The 18,688-nt window shown below is 45.3% G+C and carries 18 protein-coding genes; all 18 read left to right on the top strand.

Features of this window, described 5'->3' with window-relative positions; all coding sequences use genetic code 11:
* Nucleotides 1-7: 7 nt before the first annotated feature.
* Complete coding sequence (pyrF, locus tag B5F18_RS07105) at nt 8-934, top strand: orotidine-5'-phosphate decarboxylase (RefSeq protein ID WP_087156988.1); 927 nt, start codon at nt 8-10, stop codon at nt 932-934.
* A gap of 16 nt (nt 935-950) precedes the next feature.
* Nucleotides 951-1,724 carry a dihydroorotate dehydrogenase electron transfer subunit gene (locus B5F18_RS07100; protein WP_087156987.1) on the top strand — a complete coding sequence of 258 codons (774 nt, stop codon included), beginning with the start codon at nt 951-953 and terminating at the stop codon, nt 1,722-1,724.
* Nucleotides 1,724-2,626, top strand: coding sequence for a dihydroorotate dehydrogenase (locus B5F18_RS07095; RefSeq protein ID WP_087156986.1), 903 nt, complete (start codon nt 1,724-1,726; stop codon nt 2,624-2,626). Before B5F18_RS07100 ends, B5F18_RS07095 begins: the two co-directional genes overlap by 1 nt.
* Nucleotides 2,627-2,687: 61 nt before the next feature.
* On the top strand, nt 2,688-3,368 hold the full coding sequence (gene pyrE / locus B5F18_RS07090) for an orotate phosphoribosyltransferase (protein ID WP_087156985.1): 681 nt from the start codon (nt 2,688-2,690) through the stop codon (nt 3,366-3,368).
* Nucleotides 3,369-3,386: 18 nt separating this feature from the next.
* Complete coding sequence (locus B5F18_RS12600) at nt 3,387-3,539, top strand: hypothetical protein (protein WP_204217095.1); 153 nt, start codon at nt 3,387-3,389, stop codon at nt 3,537-3,539.
* A 15-nt stretch (nt 3,540-3,554) separates the two neighbouring features.
* Nucleotides 3,555-4,028 (top strand): VanZ family protein, encoded by a 474-nt coding sequence (locus B5F18_RS07085; protein ID WP_242955821.1) that lies wholly within the window; start codon nt 3,555-3,557, stop codon nt 4,026-4,028.
* The gene (locus B5F18_RS07080; RefSeq protein ID WP_087156983.1) at nt 4,006-4,383 is read left to right on the top strand and encodes a hypothetical protein; all 378 of its coding nucleotides are present in this window, start codon (nt 4,006-4,008) and stop codon (nt 4,381-4,383) included. The genes B5F18_RS07085 and B5F18_RS07080 overlap by 23 nt, the downstream gene beginning before the upstream one ends.
* A gap of 1 nt (nt 4,384) precedes the next feature.
* The gene (locus tag B5F18_RS07075) at nt 4,385-6,469 is read left to right on the top strand and encodes an aminopeptidase (RefSeq protein ID WP_087156982.1); all 2,085 of its coding nucleotides are present in this window, start codon (nt 4,385-4,387) and stop codon (nt 6,467-6,469) included.
* Between the two features lie 142 nt (nt 6,470-6,611).
* Complete coding sequence (gene purE, locus B5F18_RS07070) at nt 6,612-7,124, top strand: 5-(carboxyamino)imidazole ribonucleotide mutase (RefSeq protein ID WP_087156981.1); 513 nt, start codon at nt 6,612-6,614, stop codon at nt 7,122-7,124.
* Between the two features lie 48 nt (nt 7,125-7,172).
* Nucleotides 7,173-8,198 carry a phosphoribosylformylglycinamidine cyclo-ligase gene (gene purM, locus B5F18_RS07065; protein WP_087156980.1) on the top strand — a complete coding sequence of 342 codons (1,026 nt, stop codon included), beginning with the start codon at nt 7,173-7,175 and terminating at the stop codon, nt 8,196-8,198.
* The gene (gene purN, locus B5F18_RS07060; RefSeq protein ID WP_087156979.1) at nt 8,192-8,827 is read left to right on the top strand and encodes a phosphoribosylglycinamide formyltransferase; all 636 of its coding nucleotides are present in this window, start codon (nt 8,192-8,194) and stop codon (nt 8,825-8,827) included. Before purM ends, purN begins: the two co-directional genes overlap by 7 nt.
* A 10-nt stretch (nt 8,828-8,837) precedes the next feature.
* On the top strand, nt 8,838-10,109 hold the full coding sequence (gene purD / locus B5F18_RS07055) for a phosphoribosylamine--glycine ligase (protein WP_087156978.1): 1,272 nt from the start codon (nt 8,838-8,840) through the stop codon (nt 10,107-10,109).
* A gap of 120 nt (nt 10,110-10,229) precedes the next feature.
* Nucleotides 10,230-11,156, top strand: coding sequence for a cysteine synthase A (gene cysK / locus B5F18_RS07050; protein WP_087156977.1), 927 nt, complete (start codon nt 10,230-10,232; stop codon nt 11,154-11,156).
* A gap of 154 nt (nt 11,157-11,310) precedes the next feature.
* Complete coding sequence (locus B5F18_RS07045) at nt 11,311-11,679, top strand: GntR family transcriptional regulator (RefSeq protein ID WP_087156976.1); 369 nt, start codon at nt 11,311-11,313, stop codon at nt 11,677-11,679.
* 13 nt (nt 11,680-11,692) lie between these two features.
* Nucleotides 11,693-14,128 carry an ATP-dependent Clp protease ATP-binding subunit gene (locus tag B5F18_RS07040; protein ID WP_087156975.1) on the top strand — a complete coding sequence of 812 codons (2,436 nt, stop codon included), beginning with the start codon at nt 11,693-11,695 and terminating at the stop codon, nt 14,126-14,128.
* Nucleotides 14,129-14,207: 79 nt separating this feature from the next.
* A complete protein-coding gene (locus B5F18_RS07035) occupies nt 14,208-14,621 on the top strand; it encodes an endosialidase (RefSeq protein WP_087156974.1) in 414 nt (137 codons plus the stop codon).
* A gap of 269 nt (nt 14,622-14,890) precedes the next feature.
* Nucleotides 14,891-16,252: a DNA repair protein RadA gene (radA, locus tag B5F18_RS07030; RefSeq protein ID WP_087156973.1), complete on the top strand. Its 1,362-nt coding sequence runs from the start codon at nt 14,891-14,893 to the stop codon at nt 16,250-16,252.
* A gap of 70 nt (nt 16,253-16,322) precedes the next feature.
* Nucleotides 16,323-18,455 (top strand): InlB B-repeat-containing protein, encoded by a 2,133-nt coding sequence (locus B5F18_RS07025; RefSeq protein WP_087156972.1) that lies wholly within the window; start codon nt 16,323-16,325, stop codon nt 18,453-18,455.
* The last annotated feature ends 233 nt before the right edge of the window (nt 18,456-18,688 follow it).

Raw genomic sequence — 18,688 nt, 5'->3', positions numbered from 1 at the left:
ATAATCTATGATTCAGAAATTAATAGAAAATATCAAAAAAACAAACGCACCGATCGTGGTAGGACTTGACCCGATGCTCGCTTACATTCCGGAGCATATCCAGAAAAAAGCGTTTGCAGAATTTGGGGAGACATTGGAAGGTGCAGCAGAGGCGATTTGGCAGTTCAACAAGGAAATCGTGGACAAGACATACGATCTGATCCCTGCCGTGAAACCACAGATCGCCATGTACGAGCAGTTTGGCATCCCGGGACTTGCCGCGTTTAAAAAGACAGTGGATTACTGCAAAGAAAAAGGACTTGTAGTGATCGGCGATATCAAGCGGGGGGATATCGGCTCCACGTCCGCTGCCTATGCGGTCGGACACCTTGGTAAAGTGATGGTGGGCAGCAAAGAGTGCACACCGTTTGACGAGGACTTTGTGACAGTAAACCCATACCTTGGATCTGACGGGGTGAATCCGTTTATCGATGTGTGCAAAAAAGAAAAAAAGGGACTTTTCATTCTTGTTAAGACATCCAATCCGTCCAGCGGGGAGTTCCAGGATCAGCTTATTGACGGCAAGCCATTGTACGAGCTTGTAGGTGAGAAGGTGGCTCAGTGGGGCGAAGAGTGCATGGGCGAAGAATACAGTTATATCGGAGCGGTTGTAGGAGCAACTTATCCGGAAATGGGAAAAGTTTTGAGAAAAGTAATGCCAAAATCCTATATTCTCGTTCCGGGTTATGGCGCACAAGGCGGAAAAGGAAAGGATTTGGTACATTTCTTCAATGAGGACGGACTTGGAGCGATCGTAAACTCCTCACGTGGAATCATTGCGGCCTATAAACAGGAGGCATATGCCAAATTCGGTCCGGAGAATTTTGCGGACGCATCCAGGGCAGCTGTGGAAGATATGGTAAAAGATATCAGTCAGGCTTTGAATAACAGATAAAAAGGAGAAGAGGACGATGGCAGAAAGAAGAAAAGAGCTGGTGGAAGTCATTTCGAAGGAAGCGCTGGCAAAGGATATATTCAGTATGTGGATCCGCACAGATGCCGCAAAAACAGCAGTTCCGGGACAATTTATTTCCATGTACACCAATGACGGAAGTAAGCTTTTGCCAAGACCGATCAGTATTTGCGAGATTGATAAAGAAAACGGGGCATTAAGAGTTGTGTACCGTGTGACAGGACCTTCCACCGGGACAGAAGAATTTTCCAGGATGCAGGCAGGAGACAAGCTTTACATCATCGGACCTTTGGGAAATGGTTTCCCGTTAAAAGAAAAAAAGGCGTTTTTAATTGGAGGGGGAATCGGGATTCCTCCGATGCTGGAATTGGCAAAACAATTGAAAGGCGAGAAACAGATCATCATCGGATACAGGGACAGCGATACGTTTTTGGATAAAGAACTGGAACAAAACGGAAAAGTTTACATTGCCACAGAGGATGGCAGTATTGGGACAAAAGGAAATGTCTGCGATGCGATCCGCGAGAACGCGCTGAATGCAGAAGTCATCTATGCCTGCGGTCCGACACCGATGCTTAGAGCGATCAAGGAATATGCTCTGGAAAATGGCATAGAATGCTACCTTTCCTTGGAAGAGCGCATGGCATGCGGAATCGGCGCATGTCTGGCATGTGTGTGTAAAACAAAGGAAAAAGATGAACACAGCAATGTCAACAATAAAAGAATCTGCAAAGACGGACCGGTATTTTTGGCTACGGAGGTGGAAATCTGATGGATACAAGAGTAACGATAGCAGGAGTAGAGTGGAAGAATCCGGTGACAACAGCATCAGGTACTTTTGGATCCGGTGCAGAGTTCGCCGAGTTTGTGGACTTAAATGAAATTGGTGCGGTGACCACAAAAGGCGTGGCAAATGTACCTTGGCCGGGAAATCCGACCCCGAGAGTCGCAGAAACCTATGGAGGAATGATGAATGCCGTAGGTCTGCAAAATCCCGGGATTGATGTGTTCTGCAAAAGAGATATTCCGTTTCTTCGGAAATATGATACAAAGATCATCGTGAATGTGTGCGGAAGGACAACAGAGGATTACTGTGAAGTAGTGGAACGACTGGCAAATGAGGACGTGGACATGCTGGAGATCAACATCTCTTGTCCGAATGTAAAGGAAGGCGGAATTGCCTTTGGTCAGAATCCAAAAGCTGCTGAAGATATCACAAAAGCAGTGAAACGCTATGCAAAACAGCCGGTGATCATGAAATTAAGTCCAAATGTGACAGACATCACAGAGATGGCAAAGGCCGTGGAGGCCGGGGGCGCGGATGCGGTATCCTTGATCAATACGCTCACAGGAATGAAGATCGACATCCATAAAAAAGCGTTTGCCCTGGCAAATAAGACCGGAGGTGTGTCAGGTCCTGCGATCAAACCGATCGCCGTGCGCATGGTATACCAGGTGGCAAATGCGATTTCCCTTCCGATCATTGGAATGGGAGGCATTGCCACAGCGGACGATGCCATCGAATTTCTTCTTGCAGGGGCAAGCGCAGTGTCTGTGGGGACTGCAAATTTTGTAAATCCACATGTCACCGCAGAAGTTGTAAAAGGAATCGAAAAGTATATGGAAACATATGGATTTGACCAAATATCTGATCTGGTGGGAATTGTAAAATAATAGAAAGTACGCTTTGCAGACTATTCTATCAGCGTAAATAAAAAATAAGGGAGATGAAAAAATGGAACAGTACAAAAAAGAATTTATCGAATTTATGGTGGAGAGCAAGGTTTTGAAATTTGGGGAGTTCACTTTGAAAAGTGGAAGAAAATCTCCGTTCTTTATGAATGCAGGAGGATATGTGACAGGCTCTCAATTAAAAAAACTGGGGGAGTATTACGCAAAAGCCATTCACAACACATACGGAGATGATTTTGACGTGCTGTTCGGACCAGCGTATAAGGGGATTCCGCTTGGAGTAGTGACAGCAATCGCATACAGCGAATTGTACGGAAAAGAAGTTCGTTACTGCTCAGACAGGAAAGAAGAGAAAGATCACGGTGCAGACAAAGGAAGTTTTCTCGGCAGCAAGTTAAAGGATGGGGACAGGGTTATCATGATCGAGGATGTGACCACATCCGGTAAGTCCATGGAAGAGACAGTGCCAAAGGTAAAAGGTGCAGCAGATGTAAAGATCGTGGGACTTATGGTATCCCTAAACCGCATGGAAGTAGGAAAAGGCGGAGAAAAATGTGCTTTGGATGAAGTGAAAGAGCTTTATGGATTTGACACAGCGGCGATAGTGACCATGGAGGAAGTGGTGGAATGCCTTTACAATAAACCGTACAAAGGAGAAATTGTCATTGACGATACATTAAAAGCGGCAATTGACGCATATTATAAACAATACGGAGCAAAGTAAGAAAGGTCGGTTTTGATTATGGAAGAAAAAGCATATAAGACTATGGGAACCGTGGGAGCAGGCAGCATCGCGCTTGGTATTGTTATGATCGTGACAGGTGTCGTGGCAGGAGTCCTGACAGTCATCGGCGGAGCAAGACTGCTGAAGAACAAGAAAGAATTGACGTTTTAATGAAAGGGTGCTGGTTTGAACACAAATAGAAGAAAACACATGCGCATGCTTGGGAAATTACTGTTTTTCCTGTATGTTTTGTTTTTGATTTATTTTCTGCTTTTTTCGGACTGGTATGGAAGGTCAGGAGAACTGAGAGATTTCCGGTATAATCTGGAACTGTTTAAAGAAATCAAACGGTTTTGGACATACCGGGAACAGCTCGGTTTTTTTGCCACATTTACCAATTTGATTGGGAATATTTTGATTTTTGTGCCGTTCGGATTTTTCCTTCCGATGGCAAGTAAATACAGAAGTTTTTTTTCCACATTATTTTACAGCTTTGGTGTGAGCCTTTGTGTGGAAATTTTTCAATTTTTTGCAAAAGTAGGTTCGTTCGATGTGGACGATTTATTTTTAAACACTGTCGGAGGCGTGGCAGGATTTATTTTATTCATGATATGCAATACGGTGAGGAGACGTTACGATGAGAAAAAAAGACACGGATAAAAGCTCTGAGGAAGGAAGGAAAAAAAGAGTGCACAGCCGACGAGGCAGAAAAAAACACGGCCAACCGGTATTAAAAGCTGCAAAAAAAGGCGTCTATTCCTGTGTTACGGCTGCGTGCGTATGTATAGTGCTTGCACTTTCCGTCCTTGCAGCATATCTGCTGAGGGGGAATGCACCAGGGCTTATTGGCGGCGGAGGGGCGATCTGTTGGCTCATTTCCTGGTACGGAGTGATCACAGCGGCAAGAGGATTCAAAGAAAGGGAGAGAAAGTACCTGACATGTAAGATCGGCATTGTATGTAATACATTGTTGGGTGTTGGACTGACAGCATTGTTTGTAGGAGGATTGGTGTAGAATGACAGAGTACGTAAATGAGCATGGAAACGAGGAGGTTCTGGAAAGGTATGAGCTTTCCATCGGACGAATCAGAGAATGTCTGGATGAGGAGACAGTGGCAGAGCCTTATCGCGCTTTTTTTCAAAAAACTGCCCGTTTTCTTCTTATGATCGACAGTGTCCACGGAAGGCTAAGACAGGGCGGGGAGCTTTCTTTGGAAGAATGCCAAAGAGAAAATGAACTTCTCTACCAGGACATTCTGCCGGGAAACTATGAGTGCAGCTATGCAAACCCGGATTATGCAGCGGAAAAGATTGGGGAAGAGTACGGGGCTGTTCTGTCCTTTTTGTATACAGAACTTCGCGGGGCGATCGCCTATGTATATGAAGAAAAACTGTCCTATCTTGCAGTACTCAATGAGCTATTCATAGAGATATATAATCTTTTTGAAGAAGAACAGACTCCGGATATCAAGCAGATCAAGGATACGCTCTATTGGTATGCAAGTGACTACTGCGATGTGTTTTTTGCTGACAGAATCAAAGAGCAGCTTGGGATTACAGATAGCTTTGCCGTCAAGATCGTGGAGGAGAGCGATCTTGGGGATTTGCGCTATCTTTACAAGTATGGAGAATACATTTCTCAAAACGAAATGCTGGGAGCGCGATATTTACTGTCGTTGGATGAAGAGACAGTTAAAAAAATGGCGGATGTCTACACAGAAGGCTATCGGATGGGATTTGTCAATGGCAATAAACCTTTGGAAAAAAAGAAAATTGTGGAGGTTCGTTTTCCGATAGGATTTGAGAGAGTTGTGAAGATCGCGATGGAGAATTTTGCCGCCATGGGCTTAAAAACTGTGGCACTGCGTCCGGGTATGAGTGTGCTCACAAAAAAAGGAACGCATAAAATCGGATATACGGGAGGCGTGCCTAACAAGCAGTACGATTATGATCATAAGGAAGATGCAGCGTTGTTTTTAGATAAACGGTTCATAGAGCGCAAACTGGAAGTTCAGAAAACAGTCTATGAACAAAATAAAAAGATTGCAGAGACATACGCAGGTCCTGCGGTGATGGAGACGTTCGGCGAACATCCTTTTTCGCCGAAATCCTGTGTGCATGCTCTTCGCTACAATAAAAAGCAAAAGGAATTGTCTGTCATGTACGATGGAAGGGCAGGTCAGATGGTCAACCATTACATCAAAGGCGAGGAAAGAAGCTTTACCATCATTTCTTATCCTGTGCCGGAGATAGGGAAGGATTATAAAGAAATCTTCGGGGAGGTCATCAAGATCAATACACTGGATGCAAAAAAATATGAGCGGATCCAGCAAAAACTTATTGATGTACTGGACCAGGGAGAGTACGTACACATTCTTGGAAAAGGGGAAAACCGGACAGATTTAAAAGTGCAGCTTTATAAGCCAAAGGATCCCAAAAAGGAGACGGTTTTTGAAAACTGTGTGGCAGATGTCAATATCCCGGTGGGAGAAGTATTCACCTCCCCGGTTCTGGAAGGCACAAACGGAACCTTGTTCGTGAGCAAAGTATATTTGAACGAGCTGCAGTACAAAAATCTGGAGCTCCAGTTCCTGGATGGAAAGATCACAAAATATAACTGTACAAATTTTGACTCGGAAGAGGAAAACAAGAAATATATAGAAGACAACATTCTCTACAACCACAAGACACTTCCGCTTGGAGAATTTGCGATCGGCACGAACACAACTGCTTATGTCACAGCAAAGAAGTATGGAATTGAGGATAAACTGACCATTCTGATCGCGGAGAAGATGGGACCGCATTTTGCAGTGGGCGATACATGCTATTCCTGGAGTGAGGAGAACCGGGTGTATAATCCGGACGGAAAAGAAATCGTGGCAAAGGACAACTCCATCTCTATTCTCAGGAAAGAAGATGTTTCCAAGGCATATTTTCAGTGCCATACAGATATCACGATCCCTTATGAGGAGATTGCGTCCATTGAGGTGGTAAAAAGAGACGGGAGCAGAGAGATGCTCTTAAAAGACGGCCGTTTTGTGCTAGAGGGAACATTAGAGCTCAATGTCCCGTTGGATGAATTTGAAAAAGGTCATAAGTAAAGAGGATGTGCAATTATTAGAATTAATAATCATTGAACAGGAGGGCCCTTATTGACAGGGCTCTTTTGTATTAGTAAAATAACTTATAAATAGGGTTTTACTTATAAGAAAAATAATAAATCAAAAGAAAAGAGGGAACATTATGCCAAAGGTAGGAATTGTAATGGGCAGCGATTCAGATATGAAGGTGATGGCAAAGGCAGCCGACATGCTGGACAAACTGGGAATTGAATACGAAATGACAATTATTTCCGCACACAGGGAACCGGATGTATTCTTTGAATACGCGAAATCTGCGGAAGAGAAAGACTTTAAGGTGATCATCGCCGGAGCAGGAATGGCAGCACATCTTCCGGGCATGTGCGCGGCGATCTTCCCGATGCCTGTCATTGGAATTCCGATGTCAGGAAAAAACCTGGATGGACAGGATGCTCTTTACTCCATCGTCCAGATGCCGCCTGGAATTCCGGTTGCAACAGTTGCGATCGACGGCGGAATGAACGCAGCTATCCTTGCTGCAAGGATTCTTGCAACTTCTGATTCACAATTGCTTGAAAGACTGAAAGCATATACAAAAGAAATGAAAGAGACCGTGCAGGCAAAAGCCGAAAAGCTCGACAAGCTTGGATACAAGGCATACATGGAACAGATGTAAAAATACAATTTCCGCGAAAGAAAAATGCGGACAGATGGAGGAGACATTATGGATTATAAAAGCGCAGGAGTAGATATCGAGGCTGGCTACAAATCAGTGGAATTGATGAAGAAACATATCAAGGAGACGATGAGACCGGAAGTGCTGACAAATATCGGTGGATTTTCCGGAGCATTCTCCATGGAAAAATTTAAAAATATGGAAAAACCAACCTTGGTATCCGGGACAGACGGCGTGGGAACAAAATTAAAACTGGCGTTTGTCATGGACAGACATGATACAGTCGGAATTGACTGTGTGGCTATGTGTGTCAACGACATTGCATGCGCAGGAGGAGAGCCTCTGTTTTTCCTGGATTACATTGCATGCGGGAAAAATGAACCGGAAAAGATCGCTACAATCGTAAGCGGCGTGGCAGAGGGCTGCAAGCAGTCCGGCGCAGCGCTCATCGGCGGAGAGACAGCAGAGATGCCGGGATTCTATCCTGTAGAAGAATATGACCTTGCCGGATTTGCTGTAGGTGTTGTGGACGAAAAAGACCTGATTACAGGAAAAGAGTTAAAAGACGGAGATGTCTTGATCGGTATGGCATCATCCGGCGTGCACAGCAACGGTTTTTCCCTTGTGAGAAAAGTTTTTGACATGAAACCAGAGGTTTTGAATGAATACCATGAATCCCTTGGAAAAACACTTGGGGAGGCACTGCTTGCACCTACCAAGATTTACGTAAAAGCGCTGCGCACCATCAAAGAGAGCGGTGTAAAGATCAAAGCCTGCAGCCACATCACAGGCGGTGGATTTTATGAGAACATTCCTCGTATGCTCTGCGACGGAATGCATGCTGTTGTAAAAAAGGACAGCTATCCGATCCCTCCGATTTTCAAGATGCTTGCAGAAAACGGCAATATCGAAGAGCAGATGATGTACAATACATTCAACATGGGACTTGGCATGCTCGTGGCAGTTGACAAAAACGATGTGGACGCTACATTGAAAGCGATCAAAGATGCAGGGGAAGACGGATACATTGTAGGACATGTGGAAGCAGGAGAAAAAGGAGTAACAGTATGCTAAAAGTAGTCGTTTTGGTATCCGGCGGAGGGACAAATCTCCAGGCGCTTATTGATGCCGGGAAATGCGGAACGATTACGAACGCACAGATCATCGGAGTCATCAGCAACAATAAAAACGCATTTGCCCTGGAGCGTGCAAAACAAAACAATATTCCGGCATATGTCGTTTCCCCAAAGGATTATGATTCCAGAGAAATTTTTAATGATGCACTTTTGAATAAAATAGACGAATTGCAGCCAGACCTTATTGTTCTGGCTGGATTCTTAGTAGTCATTCCAGAACAAATGATACAAAGATACAGAAACCAGATTATCAATATCCATCCGTCTTTGATCCCTTCTTTTTGCGGAACAGGATTTTATGGGCTCAAAGTCCACGAAGCTGCTCTTGAAAGAGGGGTAAAGGTAGTGGGCGCCACCGTACACTTTGTGGATGAAGGAACGGACACGGGCCCTATCATTCTCCAAAAGGCAGTGGAAGTACAGCCGGGGGACACTCCAAAGACACTTCAGAAACGCGTGATGGAAGAAGCAGAGTGGAAGATCCTTCCAAAAGCAGTGGACTTGATAGCAAACGGAAAAGTATCGGTAAAAGATGGATTGGTAGCCATTGATACGGCACAAAGATAAGGAGAGGGCCATGAAAGTATTGATTGTAGGAAGCGGCGGAAGAGAACATGCGATTGCATGGAGCGTTGCAAAAAGTGAAAAAGTAGATAAAATTTACTGCGCACCGGGAAATGCCGGGATTGCAGAGTATGCCGCATGTGTGGATATTGCGGCCATGGAGTTTGAAAAACTGGCGGCGTTTGCAAAAGAAGAGAACATTGACTTAACGATCGTTGGCATGGATGATCCACTCGTGGGCGGCATTGTGGATGTATTTGAAAGAGAAGGACTTCGCATCTTTGGGCCTAGAAAGAACGCAGCGATCTTAGAAGGCTCCAAGGCATTCTCCAAAGATTTGATGAAAAAATATAATATTCCGACAGCAGGCTACGAAAATTTTACAGATGCGGATGCTGCGATGGCGTATCTGGAAAAGGCAAAATTCCCAATCGTGCTCAAAGCAGACGGACTGGCACTTGGAAAAGGGGTATTGATCTGCAATACTTTGGAAGAGGCAAAAGACGGTGTGCGCTCTATTATGATGGATAAACAGTTTGGAACTGCCGGAAACTGCATGGTTATAGAAGAATTTATGACAGGGCGTGAAGTGTCAGTGCTTTCCTTTGTGGATGGAAAGACAGTAAAGACCATGACTTCTGCTCAGGACCACAAGAGAGCGAAAGACGGGGACAAAGGACTTAACACCGGAGGAATGGGAACTTTTTCTCCAAGTCCATTCTATACAAAAGAAGTGGAAGCATTTTGTGAAAAGCATATCTTCCAGCCAACCGTCGACGCCATGAGAGCAGAGGGAAGAGAATTTAAGGGAATTATTTTCTTTGGCCTGATGTTGACGGAAGATGGACCGAAAGTGCTGGAGTACAATGCAAGATTCGGTGACCCGGAGGCTCAGGTTGTACTTCCGAGAATGAAGACCGACATTATTGACGTGGTGGAGGCGTGCATTGACGGAACATTGGATGAAGTGAACCTGGAGTTTGAGGACAATGCGGCTGTCTGTGTCGTGCTCGCATCCGACGGATATCCGGTGAAGTATGAAAAAGGATACCCGATTGAAGGATTGGAAAAATTCAAGGATCAAGATGGGTACTATTGTTTTCATGCAGGAACAAAATTCCAGGACGGAAAGATTGTCACAAACGGAGGCAGGGTGCTTGGGATCACTGCAAAAGGGGCTGACTTAAAAGAAGCAAGAAAGAATGCATATGCAGCGACAGAGTGGGTACAATTTGCAAACAAATATAAGAGAAACGATATTGGAAAAGCAATTGATGAAGCGTAAAAAAGAAAGGGTGCTGCGAAGAAAAATTTCGCATCACCCTTTCTTCTATGGAATTCTGAAATGTGGCGTGGTACAATCATAATCAGAGTTTCATATATTAATAAAAAAGAAGGTAAAGACATGATATATCAAAATGTGCTGGAAGCAGTCGGAAATACGCCATTGATCCGCCTTGCACATCTTACGGGCGAAAATGACGCGGAAGTCCTTGTGAAATTTGAGGCAGTCAATATCGGCGGATCTATCAAGACAAGGACCGCTTTGAATATGATTGAAAAAGCAGAACAGGAAGGATTGATCCATAAAGATACGATTATCGTGGAACCGACAAGCGGCAATCAGGGGATTGGGCTTGCACTCATCGGCGCGGTGAAAGGGTATAAGACGATCATCATCATGCCGGATTCCGTGAGTGAGGAAAGGCAGAAACTGGTGGAGCAGTACGGGGCCACGGTAAAGCTGATACACGATGCAGGGAATATTGGGGAATGCATTGAAAACTGTCTCAAGGAAGCATTAAAGATGCAACGGGAAAACCCGAATGTTTTCGTTCCGCAGCAATTTGAAAACGTGGCCAATGCACAAGCTCACAGAATGGGGACAGGAGCCGAGATACTTGCGCAGGCAGGAAAAAAGATTGATGGTTTTTGCTGCGGATTTGGAACAGGGGGAACTATTACAGGAGTGGGCGAAGTGTTGAAGGCAGCGTGGCCGGATATTGAAATCTGGGTGGCGGAGCCGGAAAATGCAGCGATTTTGTCGGGAAAAAAGGTCGGCACCCATGTTCAGATGGGCATTGGAGACGGAATCATTCCAGGTATTATGAACAGAGAAATCTACGATGAGATTACGATCGTGACAGATGAGGAAGCGCTTGGAATGGCAAAAAGACTTGCAAAGGAAGAAGGACTTCTGTGCGGGATTTCCAGCGGAACCAATACAGTTGCAGCCCTTCGTCTTGCAAAAAAACTTGGAAAAGGCAAGACTGTCGTGACAATTCTTCCGGATACGGCGGAACGTTATTTTTCCACACCACTGTTTGATTGATGAAAGGTACGCGCTGTAAGAGAGATAAGAAAACTTCTTCAGGAAGAAATATCCTGCGGAAGTTTTTTTCTGGACAAAAATACAGTTGTGTTATAATATAGATATAACACATGGCATTTCATATCGACAAAGGAAAAAGAGGCAGGTGAAGAACATGCTGATAGAGATAGATTTCAACAGCGACGAGGCAATCTATATGCAGGTCAGAAATCAGATCATTGTTGGGATTGCCACTTCCATTATCCGGGAAGGCGACTCCCTCCCTTCTGTGCGCCAGATGGCGGAGAATGTGGGAATCAATATGCACACGGTAAACAAGGCGTACGCTGTATTAAAGCAGGAAGGTTTCATACAGCTTGACAGGAGAAAAGGCGCAGTCATCGCGGTCAATGCGGACAAAGCAAAGGCAGTGGAGGACTTAAAGGAGCAGATGCGGATCCAGCTTGCAAAGGCAAGGTGTAAGCAGATTTCCAGGGAGGAAGTACATGCGCTTGTTGACGAGATTTTTGAAGAATATGAATAGCAGGAGGTAACAGATGAATTATACAAAACAGGCCCAGGAAGTGTTAAAGACAGCAAAGATGATCGCAAAGCAATTGGACCATCCGTACATAGGGACTGAACATCTTCTTTTGGGGCTGCGCAAGGTCTATACGGGTGTGGCTGCGCAGGTGCTGGCCATGAACCACGTAAAGGAGGAAGACATTTACCGGGTTGTGGATGAGCTTGTCTCCCCGGTGGGAGAAAAGGAAAATGGCATAAAATTAGAGAACAGTCCAAGGATGGATTATATTCTGCGGGAGAGTCAGAATGAAGCCTTGAGATTTAAAGCGGAAAAAATCGGGAGTGAACACATGCTCCTTGCCATGTTAAAAGATGTGGAGTGCGTGGGCGCCCGGATTCTGCTCACATTGAACATCAACCTGCAGAAGATTTATCAGGATATCTTGTCTGTGCTTGGAGCTGATCCAAGGGAATATGCGGAGTCCATGCAGGAGGATGCAAGAAAGGGCGGCGTTTTAGAACAGTACACTACGGATTTAACTGTGCAGGCCCAGGAGGGAAAACTGGACCCGATCATTGGCCGTGAGGAGGAGATACAAAGACTGATGCAGATCCTTTGCAGAAGGACTAAGAACAATCCGTGTCTGACCGGGGAGCCGGGAGTAGGGAAAACAGCCATCATCGAGGGGCTTGCCATGAGGATCGCGGATGGAACTGTGCCCGAGGGAATGAAAGGCAAACGGATAAAAACGCTGGATCTGTCCGGCATGATCGCTGGATCAAAGTACAGAGGTGAATTTGAGGAACGCATGAAAGGGCTTGTGCGGGAAGTAAAGACAGCAGGAAATGTCATTCTCTTTCTGGATGAGTTGCACACCATCATCGGCGCAGGAGGTGCGGAAGGGGCAATAGACGCATCCAACATTCTCAAGCCATCTCTGGCAAGAGGGGAGATCCAGCTTATCGGAGCCACGACTATCACAGAATACAGGAAATATATTGAAAAGGATGCTGCCCTTGAGAGAAGGTTTCAGCCAGTGACTGTGGAGGAACCGACACAGGAGCAGTGCATGGCCATCATGGAAGGGCTCAGAAGAAAATACGAAACACATCACCATGTGAAGATTGAAGATGAGGCGCTCAAAGCTGCTGTGGAGCTCTCCAAACGCTATATCAACGAACGGTTTCTGCCGGATAAAGCGTTGGATGTCCTGGACGAGGCGTGCTCCAAAGTCAGCCTGGCAGGGTTTAAAGTACCTCAGCAGTTAAAAACACTGGAAGAGTTAAATGACAGACTCATAAGAGAAAAAGAAGAGAGTATTCGAAGAGGAGATTTTGAGGAAGCGTCCCTTTTGCAGAAAGAGCAGAAGGAAGTGGAGAAAAAATATGAGGACGCTAAAAAGCGATTCCATGGAAGAAACGCCAAAAAAGAACTGTGCATCAAAGAGGAAAATATCGCAGATGTGGTATCTGCATGGACAAAGATTCCGGTACAGCGCCTTGCTCAGACAGAGAGTATGCGCCTGAAAAATCTGGAAAAAGTTCTGCATAAACGTGTCATCGGCCAGGATGAGGCTGTGACAGCAGTGGCAAAAGCAGTGAAACGAGGAAGGATCGGACTCAAAGATCCGAACAGACCGATTGGGTCCTTTCTCTTTTTGGGCCCGACGGGTGTTGGAAAGACAGAGCTTTCCAAAGCGCTTGCCCAGGCATTGTTTGGTGATGAAGAATCCATGATCCGTGTGGATATGTCCGAGTACATGGAAAAACACAGTGTTGCAAAACTGATCGGGTCTCCTCCGGGATATGTAGGTCATGAGGATGGAGGACAGTTGAGCGAAAAGGTAAGACGCCACCCGTATTCCGTGATCTTGTTTGATGAAATCGAGAAGGCGCATCCGGATGTATTCAATATTTTGCTGCAGGTGCTGGATGACGGCCATATCACAGATTCTCAGGGAAGAAAAGTCGATTTTCGCAATACAGTGATCATCATGACATCCAATGCGGGGGCAAAGGCGATCATCGAGCCAAAGAAACTTGGTTTTGTTTCCAAGGAAGATGAGAGCGGAGACTACAAAAAGATGAAGGACAACGTGATGGATGAGGTGAAACAGCTGTTCCGTCCAGAATTTTTGAACCGTATTGATGAGATCATCGTTTTCCATGCACTGAATGAAGAGAACATGAAACGGATCGTCACTTTGCTGTGCAAGGCATTTGAAAAGAGGGTGCAGGAGCAGATGCACATCACCCTGCACATCAAGGAGTCTGTGAAAAAACATATTGTGGAAGTGGGAACAGACAAAAAATACGGAGCCCGTCCGCTGCGCCGTGCTATGCAGAATGAGCTTGAGGATGCACTTGCAGATGCAATTCTTGAAAATGAAGTGGCGCCAGGGCAGGATGTGGATGTAAGTGTTGTGAAAAAGAAAGTAAAATTTCAAACCAAAAACACAAATAGGTAGTAAAATAAAACTGTTTATTATATAATAAAGATGCTCTTAATAGAAAAATGTAAAAGTACCTAGCAGGAGGAAGAAAGCAATGGCAGTAGTCAAAGAGTTGTTAAGAACAGAAGTAGACGGTGGGTTGAGTTTTGGAGATTATACTCTGGATAAGAAGACAAAACTGGATGGTTTTGAATTCCAGGGAGATATATATAAAGTAAAAACATTTCGAGAGATCACAAAGCTTGAAAAGAACGGAATGTTCGTATATGAATCCGTTCCGGGAACAGCTGTGGAAGATTTTTACATGACAGATGAGGCAGTGACATTTACTGTGTCAGGCGCAGAGGATGCACAGATCACAGTGGAGCTTGAAGAGGGCTGCGAATACATAGTGTATATGGATGATGTCAATGTGGGCAGGATGAAGACCAACTTGAGCGGAAAATTGAGCGTGAGCGCAGAACTTGGCGAAGATGTCAGCGTGGATGTAAAGATCGTCAAAGCTTAAAAACACATAAGAGGACAAAAGAGCGTAAGGGCACTGCAGCGTGAAACATGCAGTGCCCTTTGTTTATTCTATAGGAAATTTCGATTTCCTATAGAACAAAACCCTCCGGGAGGATGCGCACGTCGCAAAAGGGGACTTTACCGCTTTGCGGTATTGCGGCGGCGCGCAAAGTGGAGGGCCCCTCATGAGTGAGGGGAGGGGGGAGTTGAAGTGGGCTTGCCCACTTTGTTCTTCCATCAATGTGATCAAATCAGAAAGGAAAGGGATATATGGCAAAAGGGAAAAAGACAGTTTTTTATTGTCAAAACTGCGGACATGAAGAAAAGAAATGGCTTGGACAGTGCCCGGCCTGCAAAGAATGGAATACGTTTGTAGAGGAACTTCAGGTGCAGGTGAAAGACACGCCTGTCGGAGGAAACAGAGGGAATGTTTCGGCAGTCAAATTGAAAGAGGTGTCTGCATCGGACGAGGAGAGGATCCACACCGGTATTCATGAACTGGACCGGGTGCTTGGAGGGGGGATTGTCAAAGGATCTCTTGTGCTTGTGGGGGGAGATCCGGGTATTGGAAAGTCCACGCTCCTTTTGCAGGTCTGCCAAAAACTTTCCCGGGCAGGAAAAGAGCTGCTCTATATTTCGGGGGAAGAATCTGCGGCTCAGATTAAAATGAGGGGGGACCGGCTGGGAGAATTTTCTGACACTCTGAAATTATTCTGTGAGACAAATTTGACGCTCATCCAGAATCTGATCGAAAAGGAAAAACCACAGATCGTGGTGATCGATTCCATTCAGACAATGTACAGTGAAGAGGTGGCAAGCGCTCCGGGTAGTGTTTCCCAGGTAAGGGAGGCGACGGGTGTTTTTATGAGACTGGCCAAGGTGCTTGGCATCACGATCTTTATTGTTGGGCATGTCACAAAGGAAGGTACTGTGGCAGGACCACGTGTGCTGGAACATATGGTGGACACGGTGTTGTATTTTGAAGGAGAGCGTCATGCCTCCTACCGCATTTTAAGAGGCGTGAAAAACCGCTTTGGTTCCACAAATGAAATCGGAGTGTTTGAAATGCGCCAGGAAGGGCTTGTGGAGGTTGCAAACCCTTCGGAATTCATGCTGGAGGGAAAACCAGAGCACGCGTCCGGATCGGTTGTCGCCTGTTCTATGGAGGGGACAAGACCAATCCTTTTGGAAATCCAGGCTCTTGTCTGCCACAGTAATTTTGGAATGCCAAGACGGACTGCAGCAGGGACAGATTACAACCGTGTGAATCTTTTGATGGCTGTTCTGGAGAAACGGCTTGGAATGCAGCTTTCAGGCTGCGATGCTTACGTCAACATTGCAGGCGGAGTGAAGATCAGTGAACCGGCGATTGACCTTGGCATTGTCATGGCTATTGCGTCCAGCTTTAAAAACCGTCCTATCGATGAGAAGACGATCGTATTCGGGGAAGTCGGATTAAGCGGGGAAGTGCGTGCAGTCAGCATGCCGGAGCAGAGAGTGGCAGAGGCAAAAAAATTGGGATTTGAGACATGCATCCTTCCGGAGGTGTCAAGAAAAGCGGTTCAGAATATAAAGGGAATCGGTATTATTGCAGTAAAAAATATAAGCGAGGCGGTGCGTCTGATTTCTTAGATATATATTGCTTGATTCCAGAATTTTTCGGAAGTATAATAGAAGAAATAGAAAAAGGAGGAAGAGGCTTATGAAAAAAGTGTGTAGTGTGCTTGCAGCATTCTGTATGGTCCTGACACTGATGGGCGCAGCTTTCGTTCCGGGAAAGGCAGCACAGGCGGCACAGGGAGGACGAGGGATACCGGATTATGTAAGCGAGAATGGACAAGGTGTCTGGAATGACGAGATACAAAGTATGGCCACGAGAAACGCCAATGCTGCTTTGATGCAGGAGTTGGAGGGAGGCCCATCTGTGGAAACATTGAATGGATGGACCTGCTTTTTTGCGAACGGAACTCCGATCACTGTTTCAGAAGGAGAAGAGGGGATCTATTCCGTGCTCATAAGCTGGGATGGAGGAGAATACCTGGCAGCAGATGGCAGCAGGCTTTACATTTTCGGCGGTTCCCACAACTCCGATGAAGTTGTAGAAAGTTCGAATATCACAGTCAATGGCGGGCTGATCCATATTTTAAGCGCAGGTGGTCTTCACAAAAGCCATACGGTGAACGGCACTGTCACAATAAACGGCGGCCAGATCACCAATTTGTATGCAGGTTCCATTGGTTTCGGACACGGAATTGATTCCTGTCCGACAACACAAGACCATCAAAATGAATGTGTCTTAGAGCATGCTGCTGTCAATGTAAACGGCGGCGTTTTGCAGGCAATTTACGGTGGAGGTATGGCATATCAAGCTGCAGAGGAAACGAGAATTGAGCTAAATGCAGGAGAAGTGCAACAATTTCTTTTGATTGCAGGTGCAAATGGAACATCCGGTGATATGTATGTACATGTTACAGGTGATATGTATGTAAATACCGTGTATGGAGCTGCAAGAGGTACAGTGGACAGTCTCAATTTCAGCATGGATGGAGGCCGCGTGGACGATCTGTTTGTCGGAACAGACGGTTATCTTGAGGACAACGCAGATGTAGAGTATATCAATGCGTCTGTGACAGGCGGCAAAGTAGGAAAATTAGAAGAAGTTTATTTTGGAACTGATCAGGTTGCAACAGAGGAAGAGGTTGAAAAAAAGACAGATTTGGAATTTTATGAGTCAGCAGTCGGAAATCTTCCGGAAATGCTTTCTGGATTTGTGGCAAACGTATCCTTCCATATTGGAGAGGAGACATATAAAGTTGCCGTGACAAAAGGAAAGACAGTCGATGCATATAAACTGGACGCAAATCCCGGATATGTACTTGACGGATGGTATGTGGACAATGCATACACCCAAAAATGGGATTTTGCATCCACTGTCACAGAAGATATGGCTCTGTATGGAAAATGGAAAGAAAGCAACATTTCCACAGCAGTTTTGGAATATGCACTGAAACTGGCAAAAGAGACGGACAAAACAGGGGTGCTGGAATCCGTAGTGGAAAAACTGGATGCAGCGATCGCAAGGGGAGAAGAGATTCTTGCAAAAGCTGCAGCAGGGGATCCAACGATCACTCAGGAAATGGTAGATGAAAGCTGGCAGGAGATTGTCACTTTGATGCAGTATCTCTCTTTCAAACAAGGAGATAAGACAGACCTTGGAAAGATTATAGCATTTGCAAAAACGATTGACCTGAAAGATTTCCTGGAAATCGGACAGAAAGAATTTGACGATGCACTTTTAAAAGCGCAGACAGTTTATGATGACGGAAATGCCATGCAGCCGGAAGTGGATGAGGCAGGCAAAGCGCTTTTGAAGGCATTAAGTGAATTGAGAAGAAAACCGGATAAAGATGCTTTAGAGAAACTGCTTGGCCAGGCAGAAAGTCTGTCCGAGAAAGATTATGAACCAGCAGGATTTGGAGTACTGCGAGCAGCGATCGCACAGGCAGAAACAGCATATGAAAATGCACAGGCCACTAAAGAAGAAGTCACAGCAGCAGAGGATGGGCTGAAAAATGCAATGGCAAAATTAGTTCCGGTTTCCACAAGGACAAAAGAAGAGAAAACGGATACTCTTTTGGCAGATGCGTCAAAGACAGTCGCAAATGCTGCATCCGGAAATAAAGAAACGACAAGTACAGTGAACAGCAATGCAAAGAAGAATGCTGAGAAATCCGTAAAAACAGGAGACGGAGCAGTTGCTGTGCTCCCGGCAGGTACAGCGATGATGGCATTGGCGGCCATGGCAATGGTGATGAAACGCAGAAAAATGAAATAAACAGTATCTCTAAATAAGAAAACAGGCAGTTTTGGAACAGAGAAAGAAATGAATCTGATGGACAAACTGCCTGTTTTCTTTTTCGTAAACACACAAACATTGTGGAAAACATAAAAGACAGGTAAGTTATCCCCATAAATCCCCAAAAGTAAGTTGAAAATGTGGAAAAGTTGTGGAAAAAAAGCGTTGACAGAAGGAGGGGAGGATGATATGATAACGGAGCTGTCGAAAAA

It is taken from the genome of Lachnoclostridium sp. An181 (assembly GCF_002160325.1).
Classification (GTDB): Bacteria; Bacillota; Clostridia; order Lachnospirales; family Lachnospiraceae; genus An181.
The sequence above is the reverse complement of the archived record's forward strand: the minus strand, read 5'-3'. Positions and strand labels throughout refer to the sequence as shown.

Excerpts from the sequence above, each read along its gene's own strand:
- B5F18_RS07080 (WP_087156983.1), top strand. The coding sequence starts at position 4,006 with ATGAGAAAAAAAGACACGGATAAAAGCTCTGAGGAAGGAAGGAAAAAA.
- B5F18_RS07100 (WP_087156987.1), top strand. The coding sequence starts at position 951 with ATGGCAGAAAGAAGAAAAGAGCTGGTGGAAGTCATTTCGAAGGAAGCG.
- purN (WP_087156979.1), top strand. The coding sequence starts at position 8,192 with ATGCTAAAAGTAGTCGTTTTGGTATCCGGCGGAGGGACAAATCTCCAG.
- purD (WP_087156978.1), top strand. The coding sequence starts at position 8,838 with ATGAAAGTATTGATTGTAGGAAGCGGCGGAAGAGAACATGCGATTGCA.
- cysK (WP_087156977.1), top strand. The coding sequence starts at position 10,230 with ATGATATATCAAAATGTGCTGGAAGCAGTCGGAAATACGCCATTGATC.
- B5F18_RS07075 (WP_087156982.1), top strand. The coding sequence starts at position 4,385 with ATGACAGAGTACGTAAATGAGCATGGAAACGAGGAGGTTCTGGAAAGG.
- B5F18_RS07035 (WP_087156974.1), top strand. The coding sequence starts at position 14,208 with ATGGCAGTAGTCAAAGAGTTGTTAAGAACAGAAGTAGACGGTGGGTTG.
- pyrE (WP_087156985.1), top strand. The coding sequence starts at position 2,688 with ATGGAACAGTACAAAAAAGAATTTATCGAATTTATGGTGGAGAGCAAG.
- B5F18_RS12600 (WP_204217095.1), top strand. The coding sequence starts at position 3,387 with ATGGAAGAAAAAGCATATAAGACTATGGGAACCGTGGGAGCAGGCAGC.
- purE (WP_087156981.1), top strand. The coding sequence starts at position 6,612 with ATGCCAAAGGTAGGAATTGTAATGGGCAGCGATTCAGATATGAAGGTG.
- purM (WP_087156980.1), top strand. The coding sequence starts at position 7,173 with ATGGATTATAAAAGCGCAGGAGTAGATATCGAGGCTGGCTACAAATCA.
- B5F18_RS07040 (WP_087156975.1), top strand. The coding sequence starts at position 11,693 with ATGAATTATACAAAACAGGCCCAGGAAGTGTTAAAGACAGCAAAGATG.
- B5F18_RS07025 (WP_087156972.1), top strand. The coding sequence starts at position 16,323 with ATGAAAAAAGTGTGTAGTGTGCTTGCAGCATTCTGTATGGTCCTGACA.
- pyrF (WP_087156988.1), top strand. The coding sequence starts at position 8 with ATGATTCAGAAATTAATAGAAAATATCAAAAAAACAAACGCACCGATC.
- B5F18_RS07045 (WP_087156976.1), top strand. The coding sequence starts at position 11,311 with ATGCTGATAGAGATAGATTTCAACAGCGACGAGGCAATCTATATGCAG.
- B5F18_RS07095 (WP_087156986.1), top strand. The coding sequence starts at position 1,724 with ATGGATACAAGAGTAACGATAGCAGGAGTAGAGTGGAAGAATCCGGTG.
- radA (WP_087156973.1), top strand. The coding sequence starts at position 14,891 with ATGGCAAAAGGGAAAAAGACAGTTTTTTATTGTCAAAACTGCGGACAT.